We start from the raw sequence: 15,074 nt of genomic DNA on the forward strand, positions 1-15,074 counted from the left end.
CGGTCCGCCGCGCCGGTGAGGCCGACCCCGGTAACGACCGCTCCCCCAGCCCGGATCTAGGGTCGGCTGTCGGGCCCGGTCGACCCACTCATATCGGCCACAGCAACTCCACATCGGAAGCGAGAAATCACCACCGTGACTGCTCTCACTCTCAGCACCGCCGCGGCGCCCGGCCTGCGGGCCGACGCGATCGTGATCGGTGTCGCCAAGGGCGCCAACGGCCCCGTCGTCACAGCGGGCGCCGAGGCCGTGGACAAGGCCTACGACGGCCGGCTCGCCGGCGTCCTGGAAACCCTCGGTGCCGCCGGCGCCGAGGGCGAGGTGACGAAGCTGCCGGCCCCGGCCGGCTTCAAGACGCCTCTCGTGCTGGCGGTGGGGCTGGGCGCGGAGCCCGAGAAGGACGCCTCCTACGACGCCGAGGCGCTGCGCCGCGCCGCCGGTGTGGCCGCCCGCGCCCTCGCCGGTTCCAAGAAGGCCGCCTTCGCCCTGCCCCTGGCGGACGCCGCCGACCTCGGCGCGGTCGCCGAGGGCGTCGTGCTCGGCGCCTACTCCTTCGACGCCTACAAGGAGCAGGGCAAGGACGCCAAGGCGAAGAACGGCAAGGCCCCGCTCGCCGAGGCCGTCCTGCTCGGCGGCAAGCCGCGCGACGCCGCCCACAAGGCGGCCCTCGCCCGCGCCGCGGCCGTCACCGAGGAGCTCAACCGCGCCCGGGACCTCATCAACACCCCGCCGAACGACCTGGACCCCCAGGCCTTCGCCGCCCTCGCCCAGACCGCGGCCAAGGAACACGGCATCAAGGTGCAGGTCCTCGACGAGAAGGCCCTCGCCAAGGGCGGCTACGGCGGCATCCTCGGCGTCGGCGCCGGTTCGGCCGCGGCCCCGCGCCTGGTGAAGCTGTCGTACACCTCCTCCAAGGCGAAGAAGCACCTCGCCTTCGTCGGCAAGGGCATCACCTACGACTCGGGCGGCATCTCGCTCAAGCCGGCCGGGCACAACGAGACGATGAAGTGCGACATGAGCGGTGCGGCGGCGGTCTTCGCCGCCGTGGTCGCCGTCGCACGTCTCGGCCTGGACGTCAACGTCACCGGCTGGCTGGCGCTGGCCGAGAACATGCCGTCCGGCTCCGCCACCCGCCCGGGTGACGTGCTGCGCATGTTCAGCGGCAAGACGGTCGAGGTCCTCAACACCGACGCCGAGGGCCGGCTGGTCCTCGCCGACGCGCTGTGGGCCGCCTCCCAGGAGAAGCCGGACGCCATCGTGGACGTCGCGACCCTGACCGGCGCGATGATGCTGGCGCTGGGCAGCCGGACGTTCGGCATCATGGCGAACGACGACGCGTTCCGCGCCGCGGTGCACGAGGCCGCCGAGGAGGTCGGCGAGCCGGCCTGGCCGATGCCGCTGCCCGACCACCTGCGCAAGGGCATGGACTCCCCCGTCGCCGACATCGCGAACATGGGCGAGCGGATGGGCGGCGGGCTCGTCGCCGGTCTGTTCCTGCGGGAGTTCGTCGGCGAGGGGATCACCTGGGCGCACCTCGACATCGCGGGACCGGCGTTCAACGAGGGCGGGCCGTTCGGCTACACGCCCAAGGGCGGTACGGGCACGGCCGTGCGGACGCTGGTGCGGCTGGCGGAGCTGACCGCGGAGGGCGACCTCGGCTGACCGCTCGGGGGGGGGCGGGGACTGTGCGCCTGGTCACTCGGCAGGTCGCGGTCACGCGGCGCGGCCGCGGGCCGGCACAGCCCCGCGCCCCCGGCGGGGCCGCTCACCCCGGACACAAGTGAGCGTGGGGTGTCTCACACCCCGGCCCGGCGTCTCGTTCGCCTCCCACAGGTGCGAAGATGGGGCTCGGCAGGACAGGGCCCCCACCACAGGGCCGAAGAAAGAGCGGCCGGACACCAGCCGCCGGCGGTCAGCGACGACCGGCGCACGGCGCACATGCATGGAGGACGTGACGTGGCGAACGACGCCAGCACCGTTTTCGACCTAGTGATCCTCGGCGGTGGTAGTGGCGGTTACGCCGCGGCCCTGCGCGGGGCCCAGCTGGGCCTGGACGTCGCCCTGATCGAGAAGGACAAGGTCGGCGGCACCTGCCTGCACCGGGGTTGCATCCCCACCAAGGCCCTGCTCCACGCGGGCGAGATCGCCGACCAGGCCCGCGAGAGCGAGCAGTTCGGCGTCAAGGCCACCTTCGAGGGCATCGACATCGCCGGGGTCCACAAGTACAAGGACGGTGTCATCTCCGGCCTGTACAAGGGCCTGCAGGGGCTTGTCGCCTCCCGCAAGGTGACGTACATCGAGGGTGAGGGCCGCCTGTCCTCCCCGACCTCCGTCGACGTCAACGGCCAGCGGATCCAGGGCCGCCACGTGCTCCTGGCGACCGGCTCCGTGCCGAAGTCGCTGCCGGGCCTGGAGATCGACGGCAACCGGATCATCTCCTCCGACCACGCGCTCGTCCTGGACCGCGTGCCGAAGTCCGCGATCATCCTGGGCGGCGGCGTCATCGGCGTGGAGTTCGCCTCCGCGTGGAAGTCCTTCGGCACCGACGTCACCATCGTCGAGGGCCTCAAGCACCTCGTCCCGGTCGAGGACGAGAACTCCTCCAAGCTCCTCGAGCGCGCGTTCCGCAAGCGCGGCATCAAGTTCAACCTGGGCACCTTCTTCCAGAAGGCCGAGTACACCCAGGACGGCGTCAAGGTCACCCTCGCCGACGGCAAGGAGTTCGAGGCCGAGATCCTGCTCGTCGCCATCGGCCGCGGCCCGGTCTCGCAGGGCCTGGGCTACGAGGAGCAGGGCGTCGCGATGGACCGCGGCTACGTCCTGGTCGACGAGTACATGCGCACGAACGTCCCCACCGTCTCCGCCGTCGGCGACCTCGTCCCGACGCTCCAGCTCGCGCACGTCGGCTTCGCCGAGGGCATCCTGGTGGCGGAGCGTCTGGCCGGTCTGAAGACCGTCCCGATCGACTACGACGGCGTCCCGCGGGTGACGTACTGCCACCCCGAGGTCGCCTCCGTGGGCATCACCGAGGCCAAGGCCAAGGAGATCTACGGCGCGGACAAGGTCGTCGCTCTGAAGTACAACCTGGCGGGCAACGGCAAGAGCAAGATCCTCCAGACCGCCGGCGAGATCAAGCTCGTCCAGGTCAAGGACGGTGCCGTGGTCGGCGTCCACATGGTCGGCGACCGCATGGGCGAGCAGGTCGGCGAAGCCCAGCTGATCTACAACTGGGAGGCGCTGCCGGCCGAGGTCGCGCAGCTCATCCACGCCCACCCGACGCAGAACGAGGCGCTCGGCGAGGCCCACCTGGCCCTGGCCGGCAAGCCGCTCCACTCGCACGACTGACCCTCGGTCGGCGAAGCGACTCCGCGACGACACAGACTTCCGCAATTCGTAAGGAGCAACCGAAACCATGGCGGTTTCCGTAACCCTTCCGGCGCTCGGTGAGAGCGTCACCGAGGGCACTGTCACCCGCTGGCTGAAGGCCGAGGGCGAGCGCGTCGAGGCCGACGAGCCCCTGCTCGAGGTGTCGACCGACAAGGTCGACACCGAGATCCCCTCGCCCGCCGCCGGCATCCTGGCGTCCATCAAGGTCGCCGAGGACGAGACCGTCGAGGTCGGCGCCGAGCTGGCCGTCATCGACGACGGCACCGGTGCGGCCGAGGCCACCGAGCCGGCTCCGGCCGCCGAGCAGGCCCCGGCCGCCGAGCAGGTCGCCCCGCCGGCTCCCGAGCCGGCCCCGGCCGCGCAGCCCTCCACCGAGCAGGCGGCCCCGGCCCCCGCTCCCACCGCCGAGGCCGCTTCCGGCGGCGGCTCCGCCGAGGGCACGGACGTCGTCCTGCCCGCGCTCGGCGAGTCCGTCACCGAGGGCACCGTCACCCGCTGGCTGAAGTCGGTCGGCGACTCCGTCGAGGCCGACGAGCCGCTGCTCGAGGTCTCCACGGACAAGGTCGACACCGAGATCCCGGCGCCCACCTCCGGTGTGCTGCTCGAGATCACGGTGGGCGAGGACGAGACCGCCGAGGTCGGCGCCAAGCTGGCCGTCATCGGCGCTCCGGGTGCGGCTCCGGCAGCGGCCCCGGCTCCGGCCGCCCCGGCGCCCGCCGAGGCCGCCCCCGCCGCCCCGGCTCCGGCCGCGCCCGCCGCTCCGGCTCCCGCGCCCGCCCCGGAGCCCGCTCCGGCTCCGGCCGCTCCCGCTCCGGCCGCCGCGGCCCCGGCTCCGGCCGCCGCGGCTCCGGCCGCTCCGGCTCCGGTCGCCCCGGCCGCCCCGGCTCCCGCGGCCGCGCAGGCCACCGACGAGGGTGCCTACGTCACCCCGCTGGTGCGCAAGCTCGCCGCCGAGAACGGCGTCGACCTGGGCTCGGTCAAGGGCACCGGCGTCGGTGGCCGCATCCGCAAGCAGGACGTGGTCGCCGCCGCCGAGGCCGCGAAGGCCGCCGCCGCTGCCCCGGCTCCGGCCGCCGCCGCGACTGCCGGAGGCCCCGCCGCCGCGAAGAAGGCCCCCGCGCTGGAGGCCTCCCCGCTGCGCGGCCAGACCGTCAAGATGCCGCGCATCCGCAAGGTCATCGGCGACAACATGGTCAAGGCGCTGCACGAGCAGGCCCAGCTGTCGTCGGTCGTCGAGGTCGACGTCACGCGGCTGATGAAGCTGCGCGCCAAGGCGAAGGACTCCTTCGCGGCCCGTGAGGGCGTCAAGCTCTCGCCGATGCCGTTCTTCGTCAAGGCCGCGGCCCAGGCGCTGAAGGCCCACGCGCCGATCAACGCCAAGATCAACGAGGCCGAGGGGACCATCACCTACTTCGACACCGAGAACATCGGTATCGCGGTGGACTCCGAGAAGGGCCTGATGACCCCGGTCATCAAGAACGCCGGTGACCTCAACCTCGCCGGTATCGCCAAGGCCACGGCCGAGCTGGCCGGCAAGGTCCGCGGCAACAAGATCACTCCGGACGAGCTGTCCGGCGCGACCTTCACCATCTCCAACACCGGTTCGCGCGGTGCCCTCTTCGACACGATCATCGTGCCGCCGGGGCAGGTCGCGATCCTGGGCATCGGGGCCACGGTGAAGCGTCCGGCCGTCATCGAGACGGAGGAGGGCACGGTCATCGGCGTCCGCGACATGACCTACCTGACGCTGTCCTACGACCACCGGCTGGTGGACGGCGCCGACGCGGCCCGTTACCTGACGGCGGTCAAGGCGATCCTGGAGGCGGGCGAGTTCGAGGTCGAGCTCGGCCTGTAGCCAGCGCGCAGTGTCGTACGGTGCCCCCGCCCGGGTCTCTCGGGCGGGGGCACCGCGCGTTGGCGTCCCGGGGGCTCCTTTCCCCCCGCCGCCCCTTCCCGTCCCCGACCCGGGGCCGCCGCCCCGGCCCCCCACTTCGCTCCTGAACAGGGCCTCGTCCTCGAACGCCGGCCGGCTGCCAGCCGCGTGTAAGTCTCGTCTCACCTGCGCGGAAGCACCCCCGTGAGCCGCTCCCCGAACCCGTCGCGGCCTTATTGTCTAAACGTCAAACGCCCCAGGGGCCGATGGGCGGCCCCTCCCTAAGGAGCCCTCATGACCGCGCCCGTCGTCCACTCGCTGCGCGAACAGATCCGCGAGCACATCGTGGAGGGGATCGTCAGCGGGCGCTGGCAGCCGGGCGAGCGGATCGTGGAGCGGCGGATCGCCAGCGAGCTGGAGGTCAGCCAGACGCCGGTGCGGGAGGCGCTGCGCGAGCTGGAGTCGCTGCGGCTGATCGAGTCCGCGCCGAACAAGGGCGTACGGGTGCGTAACCTGACCGCGGCCGACCTGGAGGAGAGCTATCCGGTCCGGGCCGGTCTGGAGGCGATCGCCGCGGAGCTGGCGGCGCAGCGGCTGGCCGAGGACTGCTCGGCGCTGGAGCCGCACGTGGCCGCGCTGTACGAGGCGGACCGGGCGTCGGACGGGACGGGCCAGGTGCGGCACACGGTGGCCTTCCACCGCGAGCTGGTCCGCGCGGCCGGCAACTCCGTGCTGCTGCACACCTGGGAGGGGCTGGGCATCGAGGTGTTCACGGCGCTGTCGATCCGCTGGCTGGGGACGGTGCAGCAGTCGTACGCGGAGGAGCACGAGGAGCTGGTGGCGGCCTTCAAGCGGCGGGACCCGCGCATCGCGGAGATCGTGAAGGCGCACGTGCTGGGCTGCGCGCCGCGGGCCTGAGCGGTGCGCGCCGAGGGTTCTGGACGCCCCTGAGCGCGCATTCGCTCATACGTGGCCCCACCTGCGAAAACCTTTCGAAAATGCGGCACGGGGTGCCTTTGCGCGAGACACCCCGTGCCGACTTTCTCGTGATCAAGAGGTTTTCGCCCTCAACCCTTTGATCGATCATCGATCAGGGGGTTACAGTCGCCGACGGGCCGCGCAGCGGTGTCGTACCACGACTCCGCGGCAGAGCCCCACCGCCCTGTCCTGCCAAAGACAAAGGGCAACCCCGAACCCTTGCCGATGAGGGAACCCCCTTCGACTGAGGAAGGCGGCGACATGACCGACCCCCACGCCATCCAGCCGAGCGCGCTCGACCAGCTCCCCGACCGGGACCCGGAGGAGACCGCCGAATGGCAGGCCTCACTGGACGCGGTCGCCCAGGCGGCCGGGCCGCACCGTGCCGCGTACCTGATGCGGCGCACGCTGGAGCGGGCCGAGGGCAACGGCATCGCGCTGCCCAAGCTGCTCGAGACGGACTACGTCAACACCATCCCCACCGCCGCCGAGCCCGCCACGCCGGGTGACGAGGCGATGGAAGCCCGCATCACCGCCTGGAACCGCTGGAACGCGGCGGCCATGGTGACCCGGGGCGCGAAACACGGCGTCGGCGGCCACATCGCCACCTTCGCCTCCGCGGCCTGGCTGTACGAGACCGGCTTCAACCACTTCTTCCAGGGCAAGGAGGCCGACGGCTCGGGCGACCAGCTCTACATCCAGGGCCACGCCTCCCCCGGCATCTACGCCCGCGCCTTCCTCGACGGCCGCCTGAACGAGGGCCACCTGGACAACTTCCGCCAGGAGGCGGGCGGCAACGGCCTTCCGTCGTACCCGCACCCGCGGCGCCTGCCCTGGCTGTGGGAGTTCCCGACGGTGTCGATGGGCCTCGGCCCGCTCTCCGCGATCTACCAGGCGCGCTTCAACCGCTACCTGACCAACCGCGGCATCAAGGACGTCTCCGCCTCCCACGTCTGGGCGTTCCTCGGCGACGGCGAGATGGACGAGCCCGAGTCGACGGCGGCCCTCGCGCTCGCCGCCCGCGAGGAGCTGGACAACCTCACGTTCGTCATCAACTGCAACCTCCAGCGCCTCGACGGCCCGGTCCGCGCGAACTTCAAGATCGTGCAGGAGCTGGAGGCCCAGTTCCGCGGCGCCGGCTGGAACGTCGTCAAGACGCTGTGGGGTTCGGCCTGGGACGAGCTGTTCCGGCTCGACACCACGGGCGCGCTCGTACGCCGCCTGCGCCAGGTGCCCGACGCCCAGGTGCAGACGTACCAGACGCGCGACGCCGCCTACATCCGCCGGGACTTCTTCGGCGCCGACCCGGCGCTCGTCGAGATGGCGAAGCTGCTGAGCGACGACAAGATCCTGGAGTGCTTCCACCTCTCCCGCGGCGGCCACGAGGCGCGCAAGGTGTACGCGGCCTACAAGGCGGCCGTCGAGCACAAGGGCGCCCCGACGGTCATCCTGGCCCAGACGGTCAAGGGCCACACCCTCGGTGAGGGCTTCGCGTCGAAGAACGCCAACCACCAGATGAAGAAGCTCTCGGTGGACGAGTTCAAGGCGATGCGCGACCTGCTGGAGCTGCCGATCTCCGACAGCCGGTTCGTCGACGGCGTGGTCCCCTACGGCCACCCCGGCGCCGACTCCCCCGAGGTCCGCTACCTCCAGGAGCGCCGCGCCGCCCTCGGCGGCCCGGCCCCGGCCCGCCGTACGCACGCGCTGGCCCCGCTGCCCGCCCCCGCGGAGAAGGCGTTCGCCGCGTTCGACAAGGGCTCCGGCTCCCAGAACGTCGCCACCACCATGGCCTTCGTCCGGCTGGTCAAGGACCTGGTCCGCGACAAGGAGACCGGCAAGCGCTGGGTGCCGATCGTCCCCGACGAGGCGCGCACCTTCGGCATGGAGTCGCTGTTCCCCTCGCTCGGGATCTACTCCCCCAAGGGCCAGACGTACGAGCCGGTCGACCGCGACCAGCTGATGTACTACAAGGAGGCCAAGAACGGCCAGATCCTCAACGAGGGGATCACCGAGGCCGGTTCGATGGCCGACTTCATCGCCGCGTCCACCGCGTACGCCACGCACGGCGAAGCGATGATCCCGTTCTACATCTTCTACTCGATGTTCGGCTGGCAGCGCACGGCCGACCAGATGTGGCAGCTCGGCGACCAGCTCGGCCGCGGCTTCCTCGTCGGCGCCACGGCCGGCCGCACCACGCTGACGGGCGAGGGCCTCCAGCACGCCGACGGCCACTCGCCGGTGATCGCGGCGACCAACCCGGCCGCGCTGACGTACGACCCGGCGTTCGCGTACGAGATCGGCGTCATCGTCAAGGACGGTCTGCGCCGGATGTACGGCGAGACGGCGCCGGACGAGGACCCGAACGTCTTCTACTACCTGACCGTCTACAACGAGCCGATGCCGCAGCCCGCGAAGCCGGCCGGTCCCGGCATCGACGAGGGCATCGTCAAGGGCCTGTACCGCTTCAACACGGCGGAGTCCGCGGGTCTGTCCCCCGTCGCCAACGCGCCGCGCATCCAGCTCCTGGGCTCCGGCACGGCGATCCACTGGACGCTGAAGGCGCAGAAGATGCTCGCCGAGGAGTGGGGCGTGGCCGCCGACGTGTGGTCCGCGACCTCCTGGACCGAGCTGCGGCGCGACGCGCTGGAGGCCGACGCGGCGCTGCTGCGCGGCGAGGAGCGGCTGCCGTACGTCCGCCAGGCGCTCCAGGGTGCCGAGGGGCCGGTCCTCGCGGTCTCCGACTACATGCGCCAGGTCCCGGACCAGATCGCGCAGTGGGTCGAGCAGGACTACTCGTCGCTGGGCGCCGACGGCTTCGGCCTGTCCGACACCCGTGACGCCGCCCGCCGCCACTTCGGCGTCGACGCGGAGTCCATCGTGGTGGCGGCCCTCGCCCAGCTGGCCCGCCGCGGCGAGGTCCGGGCGACGGCGGTGAAGGAAGCACGGGAGCGGTACGGGCTGTAGGCCCGGTGGGTGCGCCCGGAGGGGGCGCGGTGGCCACGGCCGCCGCGCCCCCTCCGGGCGTCCGGGGGGGGGAGCACCCTGTCGGTGCCACCCGGCATCATGCGGGTATGCGTGCTGCCCGGCTCATCAAGATGGTGCTGCTCCTCCAGGGCCGGTCCGCCATGACCGCCGCCGAACTGGCGCGCGAGCTGGAGGTGTCGGAGCGCACGGTCACCAGGGACGCCCAGGCCCTGTCGGAGGCCGGCGTCCCGGTGTACGCCGAGCGCGGGCGGGCCGGCGGCTACCGCCTGGTCGACGGCTACCGCACCCGCCTCACCGGCCTGGCCCGCGGCGAGGCGGAGGCGCTGTTCCTGAGCGGCGTACCGGGCGCGCTCCGGGAGATGGGCCTGCAGGACGCGGCCTCGGCGGCCCGCCTGAAGGTGTCGGCCGCTCTGATGCCGTCCCTCAGGGACGCCCCGAGGACGGCGGCGCAGCGGTTCCACCTGGACGCGCCCGCCTGGTTCCAGGAGCCGGAGACGCCCCCGCTGCTGCCCGTGGTCGCGGAGGCGGTGTGGGACGACCGTCCGCTCACCGCCCGGTACCTGCGGGCCGGGACGGAGGCCGTACGGGAGCTGGAGCCGTACGGGCTCGTGCTGAAGGCGGGCGTCTGGTACCTGTGCGCGCGGGTGACCGACGCGGGGGCCTTCCGGACGTACCGCGTCGACCGGTTCACGGACGCGCGACCGGGCGCGGAGCGGTTCGGCAGGGACGAGGACTTCGATCTGCCCGGCTTCTGGGCCGGGCAGGCGGAGCGGTTCGCGCGGTCGATCCTGCGGGCCGAGGTCGTCGTACGGCTCACGCCGGCGGGGCTGCGCCGGCTGCCGTACGCCGTCGACCCGGTGGCCGCGCGGGACGCCCTGGCAGGGGCCGGGGAGCCGGATGCGCGGGGGTGGGTGACGGTCACCCTGGGCGTGGAGTCCGAGGAGGTGGCGCACGGCCAGCTCACCGCGCTGGGGCCGGAGGCCGAGGTGGTCTCCCCGGAGCCGCTGCGCCGCCGTCTCGCCGAGGACGCGGCCCGGCTGGCGGCGCTGTACCGCCCCTGAGACCGCCCGCACTCCAGGTGCGGCCCACCCGCCCAGGCAGGATGCTGGAACGCGTGATGGACGAGACGGAGTTCTGGGAGCTGGTCGACGCCACCCGCGAGGCCGCCGGGGGCGACCCGGAGGACCAGGCCGATCTGCTGGTGGAGCGGCTGCTCCTGCTGGACCCCGACATGGTGCTCGACTTCGCCCGTCACTTCGAGGCCCGCTACAACCGGGCGTACACCTGGGACCTGTGGGGCGCCGCCTGGGTGTTGCTGGACGGGGCGAGCGACGACGCCTTCGACTTCTTCCGGTGCTGGCTGATCGGTCAGGGCCGGGAGGTGTACGAGGGCGCCGTGCACGACCCGGACTCGCTCGCGGAGCTGCTGGGCGAGTTCGACGAGGAGATCGACGGCGACGGCGAGGAGCTGGGCTACGCGGCCGACGAGGCCTACGAGCAGCTCACCGGGACCGTCGCCCCGGACCTGGGCATCGCGCCCGCCCCGGCGGAACCCGAGGGCGCCCCGGTCGACTTCGAGAGCGAGCGGGCGCTCGCGGAGCGGTATCCGCGGCTGTGGGAGCGCTTCCGGGGCTGACCGTGCCGCCGGGCCGCGAACGGGCCGGCGCCGGCGCCGGCGCCGGGGCCGGGGTCAGACCGTCGTGCGGCGGCGGGTGGCGTCCGCCGGGAGGTACGCCTGCTGCTCGGCCCGCACCGCGTGGTGCAGCGGCGCCTTGTTGGCCTGCTCCAGGGCGGACGCGGTGGCCGCCGCGGGGCCGAGGACGACCGCGGCGACGGCGCAGACGACCGTCCAGGGGCTGCGGAGGGCCCGTCGCCCGGCGGCCGCCGCCTCCGCCTGGCCGCGGTGCGTGGTGCCGGTGCCGCCGGTCTTCAGGGTGCCGTTCGTGCCGTTCATGATCCCCACCTCGGTCGGCTTGTGTTGTGCATGACCGTAGGGGGCGGGGATGGGAGAACCCTGAACGGCGCCTAGGGCGTTCCTGTGAACGTCCGGCCCTGGAGGCGGGCGGCCGTCTGCCGGATCTCCGGCAGACGGGCGCTGAGGGCCGCGCCGGGGCAGCTGGTCATGTAGCCGTCCTGGTGGCCGGCGAGGGCGGGCAGGGCGGCCGTGACGCCCGCGGCGTACCGGCTGCCGCTGTTGCTGGAGGTCAGCCGGACGCTCCCGCGCGGGTCGACGTCCGCCAGGCCGAGCTTCCAGGCGGCGAGGGCCGCTATCGAGTCCACCATCGCCTGCGGCACGGGGACGCCCGAGGTGAACGTGCCGAGGGCGGCGATGCCGGCCGTGCGGTGGTTGAAGCCCTGGGTGTGCGCGCCGGTGACGGGCCGGTCGACGCCGCCCGCCCGGCCCTCGTAGACGGTGCCGCAGCGGTCGACGAGGAAGTTGTAGCCGATGTCGTCCCAGTCGCGGCCGCCGGTCTGGCCCGCGTAGAGGTGACGGATGATGCGGGGCGCGTCGGCGCAGTCGTAACCGTTGGGCGAGTCGGTGTGGTGGACGAAGACGGCGACGACCTTGTCGTCGTAGCGCGGCGGCGGCTGGGCGCGTGCGGCGTCGGCCACCCAGACGGAGCGCGGCACGATGCGCGGCCGGGCGGCGGAGTGCGCGGGGAACTGCGCCGAACGCCGCACGGGGCGGGCGGCCAGGGACGCCGTGGCGGCGTGTTCGACGCCGTCCGCGCACAGGCCCAGGGCGGTCACGGCGGCCAGCCCCGGCAGGCAGGCCAGGGCCACGAGGAGCGGCCGCGGCAGCCGCGCCGGGCGCCGCCCCCGGGGTCTCCGCCCGGGTCTGCGCGCAGGCCTCCGCCCAGGGCGGGGGACCTGTCGGATGGCATGCATGACCCCACTGTCGGACGGTTCCGTTCCGCCCGCGACGTGTGCTGTGCCACCCGGTGGAACCATCCTCCCGGTCCGCGGCGTTCTCCGGGTGCACGCGTGCGTGGCCGGTCGAGGGCGGGCCCCGCGCGCGCGAGGCTGATCACCGGGCCCGTCCCCCACGTACCGAGGGGTCCGAGAGAAGGGCGGCTGCGTGGACCTGCTCGACATCCTGCTGGTGCTGGTGGTCCTGGCGTACGCCGGATCGGGCTACCGGCGGGGACTGGTGGCCGGCTGTGTCTCGCTGGCCGGTTTCGTGGGCGGCGCGGCGGTGGGCGTGTGGATCCTGCCGTGGGTGATGGAGCTGGTGGCGCCGGGGACGACGGCGGCGACGGTCACCGCGGTGCTCACCGTGCTAATCCCGGCGGCGGTGGGACACGAGCTGGCGGGGCGGCCGGCGCTGCGGTTGCGCCGGGAACTGGACCGCGGGCCGCTCCGGGTGGCCGACGGGGCCGGCGGGGCGGTGGCGAACTCGGTGGCGGTGCTGATCGTGGCCTGGGTGGCGGCGAGCGTGCTGGCCGTGTCCGCGACGCCGGTGGTGTCGTCGGCGATCCGGGACTCCCGGCTGCTGGGGGCGGTGCAGGACACGATGCCGGACACCACCCCGGCCTGGTTCTCGCGGGCCACGTCCGCGCTCACCGAGGCGGGTTTCCCGCAGGTCTTCAACCCGTTCGAGAACGAGTCGACGGCGGAGGTCGCCGAGCCCACCGGCGACAGCGTCACCCCGGCCGCGACGGACGCCGCCAGGCTGAGCACGGTGAAGATCGAGGGCGTCGCGGGCGACCAGGGCCGGGAGGGCAGCGGGTTCGTGTACGCGCGCGAACGGGTGATGACCAACGCGCACGTGGTGGCGGGCATCGACGACCCGACCGTGCGGATCGGGGGTGTGGGGCGGTCGTACGAGGCACGGGTGGTGCTGTTCGACCCGGACCGGGACGTCGCCGTGCTGTACGTGCCGGGGCTGCGGGCGCCGGAGCTGCGGTTCGACGACGCCTCGCGCGGGGACGCAGCGGTCGTCGCGGGCTATCCGCAGGACGGCGATCTGGACCTCCGGGCGGCGACGGTGGCGAACCGGATCGACGCGAGGGGGCGGAACATCCACAACGACGGCACCGTCACCCGGGAGATCTACTCGATCCGCTCCACCGTCCGCCCCGGCAACTCCGGCGGTCCGCTGCTGACCACCGACGGCCGGGTGTTCGGGGTCGTCTTCGCCCGGTCCACCTCCGACACCGGGACGGGGTACGTCCTGACGGCCGCCGAGGTGGCCGGGGACGCCGAGCGGGCGGCGGCGGCGACGGCGGCCGTGGACACGGGCGGGCTGGTCGGTTCCTAGGACCGCAGGCGGATCAGAGGACGGAGCGGCCCATGAACACGTCGTCGACGTACGCCCCGTCGAGGAGGAACTCCTCCGGCAGGACGCCCTCCACCACGAAACCCTCGGACTCGTAGAGGGTGCGGGCCACGGTGTTGTGGCCGAGCACGCGCAGGGTCAGGCGGCGGGCGCCGCGCCGGCGGGTCTCCTCGACGGCCGCCCGGACCAGAGCGCGTCCGACGCCGTGGCCGCGCGCCTCGTCGGAGACGGCGAGGCCCTGGATCTGGCGTACGTGCGCGTTGCAGGCGAGTTCGGTGGGGCGGCCGAGGCGGACATAGCCGACGACCCGGCCGGACACCTCGGCGACCAGGTGGTCCTCGGGGAGGTGCCGCGCGTCGAAGAAGGGTCCGTACGGCGGCTGCGGCCGCGGCATGACGGCGTGCAGGGGCGACCAGGTCAGGGCGTCGATCAGGGCGAGCGTCGCGTCGTCGTCGGGCCGGGCGGGGCGTATGAGGGGGCCGGTCATGGGCGGCATCCTACGAGTCGGGCGGCTCGTCACCGCGAGGGTGCCGCGGGGTCACGGGGCAGGATGGGCACATGGAACGAACGCGAATCGCGGTGGCCGGCGCGTCCGGTCTCATCGGCAGCGCCCTGGTGCGGTCCCTGACCGCCGACGGGCACGAGGTGGTCCGCCTGGTGCGCCACGCGCCCCGGGGGGTGGACGAGGTGCGCTGGGACCCCGAGCGGGGGCAGGTGGACGCGGCGGGGCTCGCCGGGTGCTCCGCCGTGGTCAACCTGGCGGGCGCGGGGGTCGGCGACCACCGCTGGACGGACGAGTACAAGCGCCGGATCCACGACAGCCGGGTGCACGGGACGACCGCCCTCGCCGAGGCCGTCGCCTCGCTCGACGAGCGGCCGCGGGTGTTCGTGAACGGCAGCGCGATGGGCTACTACGGCGAGACGGGCGACCGGGTCGTCGACGAGGGCGCGCCGGCCGGGCGGGGCTTCCTGCCGGAGCTGTGCGTGAAGTGGGAGGCGGCGGCGGAACCGGCGCGGGCGGCCGGGGTGCGGACGGTGTTCCCCCGGACCGGGCTGGTGGTGTCGCGCGACGGCGGCGCCTGGGGGCGGCTGTTCCCGCTGTTCCAGGCGGGCCTCGGGGGGCGGATGGGTGACGGGCGGCAGTACTGGTCGTACATCGCGCTGCACGACGAGGTGGCGGCGATCCGGCATCTGCTGGACCGTGACGACCTGTCGGGGCCGTTCAACCTGACCGCGCCGGAGCCGCTGACGAACCGTGAGGTCACCGCGGCCATGGGGCGGGTGCTGCACCGGCCGACGCTGTTCTCCGTGCCGGCACCGGTGCTGCGGGGGGTCCTGGGCGAGATGGCCGGGGACGTGCTGGGCAGCGCGCGGGTGGTGCCGAAGCGGCTGCTGGAGTCGGGGTTCGCCTTCGCGTTCCCCGGGATCGAGGACGCCCTCCGGGCCGCCTGACGCCCCGTCGGGACCGTATGCGACCGCCGTGCGACCGTGCCCTGTCCATGCGCGACTGTCACCGACCGGCCACGGGCCTACGCTCGATCCGAACTCGGGTATCCAGAAAGCCAGTTGGGG

12 protein-coding genes are annotated in these 15,074 nt (G+C 73.4%); 9 read left to right on the forward strand and 3 right to left on the reverse strand.

Annotation, left to right across the window (positions count from 1 at the left end; all coding sequences use genetic code 11):
• Window positions 1–135 precede the first annotated feature (135 nt).
• From AB0N31_RS25835 to AB0N31_RS25865, 7 genes are all read left to right on the forward strand, one after another.
• Window positions 136–1,662, forward strand: coding sequence for a leucyl aminopeptidase (locus tag AB0N31_RS25835; RefSeq protein WP_366060808.1), 1,527 nt, complete (start codon window positions 136–138; stop codon window positions 1,660–1,662).
• A 294-nt stretch (window positions 1,663–1,956) separates the two neighbouring features.
• Window positions 1,957–3,345, forward strand: a complete 1,389-nt coding sequence (gene lpdA / locus AB0N31_RS25840; RefSeq protein WP_366060809.1) for a dihydrolipoyl dehydrogenase — start codon at window positions 1,957–1,959, stop codon at window positions 3,343–3,345.
• Window positions 3,346–3,412: 67 nt separating this feature from the next.
• Window positions 3,413–5,242 (forward strand): 2-oxoglutarate dehydrogenase, E2 component, dihydrolipoamide succinyltransferase, encoded by a 1,830-nt coding sequence (sucB, locus tag AB0N31_RS25845; RefSeq protein WP_366060810.1) that lies wholly within the window; start codon window positions 3,413–3,415, stop codon window positions 5,240–5,242.
• 312 nt (window positions 5,243–5,554) lie between these two features.
• Complete coding sequence (locus tag AB0N31_RS25850) at window positions 5,555–6,178, forward strand: GntR family transcriptional regulator (RefSeq protein ID WP_366060811.1); 624 nt, start codon at window positions 5,555–5,557, stop codon at window positions 6,176–6,178.
• A 321-nt stretch (window positions 6,179–6,499) separates the two neighbouring features.
• Window positions 6,500–9,202 carry a pyruvate dehydrogenase (acetyl-transferring), homodimeric type gene (aceE, locus tag AB0N31_RS25855; RefSeq protein ID WP_366060812.1) on the forward strand — a complete coding sequence of 901 codons (2,703 nt, stop codon included), beginning with the start codon at window positions 6,500–6,502 and terminating at the stop codon, window positions 9,200–9,202.
• A gap of 107 nt (window positions 9,203–9,309) precedes the next feature.
• Window positions 9,310–10,284 carry a YafY family protein gene (locus AB0N31_RS25860; RefSeq protein WP_366060813.1) on the forward strand — a complete coding sequence of 325 codons (975 nt, stop codon included), beginning with the start codon at window positions 9,310–9,312 and terminating at the stop codon, window positions 10,282–10,284.
• Between the two features lie 56 nt (window positions 10,285–10,340).
• Entirely contained in the window at window positions 10,341–10,859 is a 519-nt protein-coding gene (locus AB0N31_RS25865) for a DUF4240 domain-containing protein (RefSeq protein WP_366060860.1), read from the forward strand.
• A gap of 54 nt (window positions 10,860–10,913) precedes the next feature.
• On the opposite strand, the gene AB0N31_RS25870 is transcribed toward AB0N31_RS25865, so the two are convergent.
• Together AB0N31_RS25870 and AB0N31_RS25875 are read right to left on the reverse strand one after the other, a co-directional pair.
• Window positions 10,914–11,177, reverse strand: a complete 264-nt coding sequence (locus AB0N31_RS25870) for a hypothetical protein (protein WP_366060814.1) — start codon at window positions 11,175–11,177, stop codon at window positions 10,914–10,916.
• A gap of 71 nt (window positions 11,178–11,248) precedes the next feature.
• Window positions 11,249–12,007, reverse strand: a complete 759-nt coding sequence (locus tag AB0N31_RS25875; protein ID WP_366060815.1) for a peptidoglycan recognition protein — start codon at window positions 12,005–12,007, stop codon at window positions 11,249–11,251.
• A 295-nt stretch (window positions 12,008–12,302) separates the two neighbouring features.
• Between AB0N31_RS25875 and AB0N31_RS25880 the strand changes: the two genes are divergently transcribed.
• On the forward strand, window positions 12,303–13,484 hold the full coding sequence (locus AB0N31_RS25880; protein ID WP_366060816.1) for a MarP family serine protease: 1,182 nt from the start codon (window positions 12,303–12,305) through the stop codon (window positions 13,482–13,484).
• A 13-nt stretch (window positions 13,485–13,497) separates the two neighbouring features.
• Here the strand turns inward: AB0N31_RS25880 and AB0N31_RS25885 are convergent, their stop codons facing one another.
• Window positions 13,498–13,989, reverse strand: coding sequence for a GNAT family N-acetyltransferase (locus AB0N31_RS25885; RefSeq protein ID WP_366060817.1), 492 nt, complete (start codon window positions 13,987–13,989; stop codon window positions 13,498–13,500).
• A 71-nt stretch (window positions 13,990–14,060) separates the two neighbouring features.
• On the opposite strand from AB0N31_RS25885, the gene AB0N31_RS25890 reads away from it, so the two are divergent.
• Window positions 14,061–14,954, forward strand: coding sequence for a TIGR01777 family oxidoreductase (locus AB0N31_RS25890; protein ID WP_366060818.1), 894 nt, complete (start codon window positions 14,061–14,063; stop codon window positions 14,952–14,954).
• Window positions 14,955–15,074: the final 120 nt, after the last annotated feature.

It is taken from the genome of Streptomyces sp. NPDC051051, from assembly GCF_040682975.1.
Taxonomy (GTDB): Bacteria; Actinomycetota; Actinomycetes; order Streptomycetales; family Streptomycetaceae; genus Streptomyces.